This window comes from Plastoroseomonas hellenica (assembly GCF_018129085.1).
Classification (GTDB): Bacteria; Pseudomonadota; Alphaproteobacteria; order Acetobacterales; family Acetobacteraceae; genus Plastoroseomonas; species Plastoroseomonas hellenica.
Genome location: NZ_JAAGBB010000111.1, coordinates 1 through 5208 on the forward strand (window position 1 = coordinate 1; position 5208 = coordinate 5208).

General features: G+C 70.1%; 4 protein-coding genes. 3 read left to right on the forward strand and 1 reads right to left on the reverse strand.

Features of this window, described 5'->3' with window-relative positions:
- Positions 1 to 1894: phosphoenolpyruvate carboxylase (locus GXW71_RS33995; protein WP_211858425.1), on the forward strand; the 1894-nt coding region annotated here is incomplete at its 5' end.
- A 97-nt stretch (positions 1895 to 1991) separates the two neighbouring features.
- Here GXW71_RS33995 and GXW71_RS34000 read toward each other — a convergent pair.
- A complete protein-coding gene (locus GXW71_RS34000; RefSeq protein WP_211858426.1) occupies positions 1992 to 2423 on the reverse strand; it encodes a hypothetical protein in 432 nt (143 codons plus the stop codon).
- A 124-nt stretch (positions 2424 to 2547) separates the two neighbouring features.
- Here GXW71_RS34000 and GXW71_RS35590 point away from each other — a divergent pair, with 124 nt between their 5' ends.
- Complete coding sequence (locus GXW71_RS35590) at positions 2548 to 4509, forward strand: diguanylate cyclase domain-containing protein (RefSeq protein ID WP_211858430.1); 1962 nt, start codon at positions 2548 to 2550, stop codon at positions 4507 to 4509.
- Between the two features lie 347 nt (positions 4510 to 4856).
- Positions 4857 to 5208: two-partner secretion domain-containing protein (locus GXW71_RS34010; protein ID WP_211858433.1), on the forward strand; the 352-nt coding region annotated here is incomplete at its 3' end.

Sequence of the window (5208 nt, forward strand, 5' to 3'; positions counted from 1 at the left end):
GCTGGTCGATCCCGCGCCGCTCGCGGCGGCGCTCAACGCCGCGATCACCGCGGCGCCCGAGGAGGCGCGCCTGCCGCTCGCCGTCGCCCGCGCCGGCCTCGCCGCGCATGGCATGGCGCTCGCGCATACCCATGTCCGGCTGAACGCCGCGCAGATCCACAATGCGCTGCGCCAGCGCCTCGGCATCGACGCTGCGCCGGACGACATGGCGGAGCGCCGCGGGCTGCTCGCCGAGATCAACACCGCACTCGCCGAGGTCGCGCCGCAGCCGGTCGATTTCGGCGCCCTGCTCGCCGAGCGCGCCTCGGCGCCGCGGCTGATGATGACGGTCGCGCAGATCATCAAGCACATCGACGGCAGCCAGCCGGTGCGCTTCCTGATCGCCGAGACCGAGACCGGATACACGCTGCTCGCCGCCCTCTGGCTCGCGCGCCGCTTCGGCATCGCCGACCGCGTCGAGATCTCGCCGCTGTTCGAGACCGCGGACGCGCTGGAGCGCGGCGAACGCGTGCTGGAGGAAGCGCTGCGCAGCCCGCATTGGCGCGCCTATCTGCGCGCGCAGGGGCGGCTCTGCCTGCAATTCGGCTATTCCGATTCCGGCCGCTATGTCGGCCAGCTTCCGGCCAGCTACCTGGCCGAGCGGCTGAAGCTCCGCCTCGCCGAGCAGCTCCGCCGCCACGGCCTCGAAGGCATCGAGCTGGTGCTGTTCGACACCCATGGCGAGAGCATCGGCCGCGGCGGCCATCCGGACAGCCTGGCTGATCGCTTCGCTTATCTCTCGCCGCCCGCGACCCGGCTCGCCTTCGCCCGCGCCGGCCTGAAGCTACGCGAGGAGAGCAGCGTGCAGGGCGGCGACGGCTACCTGCTGTTCGGCACGCGGGAGCTCGCAGAAGCCGCGGTCGCGCGCATCGCGGAGCATGCCTTCGCCCCCCCGGAGGCCACACCCGATCCGATCTATGCCGAGGCCGATTTCGGCGCCGATTTCTTCGCGACCGCGCGGCGGGAGATGGCGGCGCTGGTCGAGGATCCCGGCTATGCGGCCTTGCTCGGCGCCTTCGGTCCCGGCCTGCTCGACCGCACGGGGTCGCGGCCCTCCGCACGGCAGAGCGATGGCGGTGGCGGGCCGGTGCGCATCGCGCACCCGTCCCAGCTCCGCGCCATTCCGAACAACGCGATCCTGCAGCAGCTCGGCTGGCTTGCGAACACCCTGCAGGGGCTGGGCCTGGCGGCGGCGGCCAATCCGGACGCCTTCGCCGATCTCCGCGCGCGCTCCCCGCGCTTCGCGCGCGCCATCGCCATGGCGGCATCAGCCGCGGCGGCCTCGGACATCGCGGTGCTGCGCGCCGCGGTTGACACGCTCGACCCCGGCTCCTGGCTCGATCGCGCCGGCGCCACCAGGCGCCCGGGCCGGCGGGAAGCGCTGATGAACGTCGCCGCGGCGCTGGAGAAGCTTGATCTGGCCGCACCCGTCCGGCGCATGTTCCATCGCCTGCAGGCGGATCATCTGGCACTCCGCGCCGCCTGGCCCGACCTGCCGCGCATGCCGGACCGGCTGGTGCTGCTGCATGCGACGCGGCTCGCGCTGATCCACCGCATCTGGCTGATCGCCGTCGCGGTGCCGGATTTCAGCCCGCGCCACGGCGCGACGCGGGAGGTGCTGGTGCACCGCATCCTGCAACTGGATGTGGAGCCGGTGCTGGCGCTGCTGGGCGAGATCTTCCCGGCGGCACCCGACCCTGCCGAGGCGCTCGACTTCCATGAGCCGGCGCCGCCGCGGGAGGGTGCCAGCTATGCCGCCGAGCATGCCGCGCTGTTCGCGCCCATGCGTGGCTACTTCCTGCTGCTGCGCGAAGCCTCCGCGGCCATCACGCAGGAGGTCGGCGCCTTCGGTTGACGGTGCGGTCCGCCGCCCGGCATCCGTTGCTGGAGCATGCTGGTGTTTGATCGCGTGATTCAGACTTTTCGGCGATTCCGCCTCAAGTCATCACGCTCTAGCCGGCCGGGGCTTTCACGCCGTAGGTGAGAGCGAAGCGCGCCTTCTCCGCCTCCTCGATACTCTCGAAGGAGCCGGACAGCAGGGTTTCCGTCGATCCATCGCGGGCGAGTTCGGCCAGCAGGTACCGGACCGATCCGGCCAGCCCGTTGATCCTCACGATGCGGTAGAATGTCGCGCTCATCAGCACTCCCGTATCAGCCGCCACCGCAAGGCTGGCGGCGGCCCTTTTCTTCGACCGGGTGAGCAGAGCGTAGGAACGCCTGGTTCCGTTCATCCCTGTATGTCCCGCCCCGGCCATCCGGGCTGGAACAGGCCATGCCGGGCGGAGGTTGCTGGGTTTCTCTTTCTCGCTGGTAACATAGCGGTCAAGAAACCGATCCGTCACGTCACAGCCGGGTGCATTCCGGCTGGTGTTCAGCACATTCACCGCAGGCTTCCCATGTCGCCCACCGGAGACCCAAATTTAACACACGCCCGGTAGGCTGCTTCGCTTGAGGGTGAACCAGCTTATGCCTCGGGCAGAGAGAACCGGACGTTTTCCAGGATCATCTGTGGCCCGCCTCTTCGGGAGAGGCGGCAGCGCCCTCCTGCTTGGTGCGCTGCTCGCGGCGGGCGTCCTCGTCACCGTGGCCGCGGTGCTCCTCGACTCCCGGCGCGATGCGTGGGACCGGGCCCGCGAAGCCTCCGCCAACCTGGCACGCGCCGTCGAACGTGATCTCACCTCCGAGATCAAGGCGATCGACCTCACCCTCCGCGCCGTCTCCGACATCATGATGCGGGCAGGCGCGGATGAGATCAGGCCGGAGCTTCGCCGGGAGCTGGTCCTGGAGCGCGTCCGCTCGACCCGGTATCTGGATGCCATCGTCCTTCTGGACGATATGGGCGAGGTCATCTTCGACACCCGCCAGCGCGCGCCGTCGGGCACGGGCAATCACGCCGACCGGGATTTCTTCGCCGTCCACCGCGATCATGCCGATGCCGGGCTCCATATCAGCCGCCCCTACCGGAGCCGCCTGGGCGACGGGCTCTGGAGCATCGGCTTCAGCCGCCGCCTGTCGCATCCGGACGGCAGCTTCGCGGGTATCGCCGTTGGCGCGATCCGGCTCTCGCACCTGCAGGCCGTCTTCGAGGGGATGCAGCTTGGGTCGCGCGGTGCCATGACACTGGTCCGCGATGATGGCATCGTCCTGGCGCGCCATCCTCACGATGAACGGCTGCTGGGCCGGGACCTGAGCGGTGCCGCACCCTTCCGGCGGATGCGGGGGACGCAGGACGGCCAGTTCGTCTCCACGGCATCCACCGACCAGGTGCAGCGCTTCTACACCTTCCGCACACTCGATGACCTGCCGATCGTCTTCAACGTGGCCCTGGCGGTCAGCGACATCTACGAGACGTGGTGGGAGAAGGCGGTCGTCATCGGCAGCGTGACCATCGTGCTGGTCGTCACCATGCTGCTCATGATGATGCGCCTCGGCCGGGAACTGCGGCGCCGCCGCGATGCCGAACAGGTCGCGCGGAGGAATGAGGCGACGTTCCGGCTGCTCGCGGAGAACTCCAGCGACATGGTGTCCCGTCTCGATCTCTCCGGAAGGCGGCTCTACGTCTCCCCCTCTGCGGAGCGGATCTTCGGCCGCCCGGCGGTGGAGCTGATCGGCTGCTCTCCATTGGAGCATATTGCGCCGCAGGATCGCGGTGCTGCCGAGGCATCGATGACCCGGCTCAGGGCCGGAGCGAAAGCCGTCCTTGCCGAGTACCGGATCCTGCGTCCGGATGGTGAGACCGTCTGGGTCGAAGCCTCGGCCAGCACCATCATCAACGAAGCCACGGGCGAGCCGGAGGGCATCGTGGCGGTCATCCGGGACGTCACCGAGCGCAAGATGCTGGAGGAGGATCTGGCGCGACTGGCCCGCACCGATGGCCTGACGGGATTGGCCAATCGCCGGGCCTTCGACGGAGCGCTGGCGAGCGAGTGGCTCCGGGCCAGGCGGGAGCAGACCCCGTTGTCGCTGCTGCTCATCGACGTCGATCACTTCAAGCTGTTCAACGACACCTATGGGCATCCGCAAGGCGATGACTGCCTGAGAAAGGTCGCGAGCGCCGCCGCCGGGGTGGTTCGCCGTCCCGCGGATCTCGTCGCCCGCTACGGCGGTGAGGAGATCGCGATCCTGCTGCCGAACACCCCGCCGGCAGGCGCGGCATTGGTGGCCGAGGAGGTGCGGGCCGCCGTCGAGGCGATCGGCCTGACGCATGAAGGCAATCCGCCCTCAGGGGTCGTCACGGTCAGCATCGGTCTGGCCGCCGCGCTCTCCCCGGCGAACTTCTCCGATCCCATGGCGCTGGTGTCGGCCTCGGACGCGGCGCTCTATCGCGCGAAGCGCGCCGGGCGGAACCGCGTGATCGGCTCGCCACCCGCGCCGATCGCCCCGGCTGAATCGCCGTCCGGGTCCGGAGAGCAGGGCGCGCGCGCGCCGGACAGAGCCTCTGGTGCGGCCCGACGCGGGCTGTCTCCTTAGGGCGGATCGACATTCAGCCTTCGGGGTCGCCCGGCGGGTCTTTTCCGCGCTGGCGGCGTTGCGCGGCTTGCCGAGTGCCGCCAGCATCGGCATCGCCGCGCGCCTGGCCAGCGCGAAGAATCCCTCGCCAGGCGCCTCCCGGTGCTGAATTCGATACCGCCTAGCGCGCCGGCCTCTCACCAGCCGACCGTCGAGCCGCAGCACGCTGTCCCACCGGGCGCCGGGCGCCCCTGTGGCGCGTCACCCCGGTCGCGGTCACGTCCTTGTGCCTCCGTACTGAGCGTGCGAATGCGATCTAGTGGCGCGTGCTGATGCGGGTCCGAGGGAAGGTGAAGAGAGCCATGGCCATGATGCCCCGCCGCCCCTTCCCCGCCCTCCGCGGGTTGCTGCTCTGCGGCACGGCGCTGGCGGCCGCTGACCCTGCCTTGGCTCAAGCACCGAATGCGCGGCCGCAGGGCGGCGTGGTCAGCGGCGGCAGCGCCGCCATCGCCCAGGACGCCGCCCGCACCCAGGTCAACCAGGCGACCAACCGCGCTGTCATCGACTGGCGCGGCTTCGATGTCGGCCGCGACCATGCCGTGCGCTTCCAGCAGCCGAACAGCGGATCGATGACGCTGAACCGCGTCAACAGCGCCGACCCGTCCCGCATCGCCGGGCAGGTCACCGCCAATGGCGGCATCGCCATCGTCAACCAGTCCG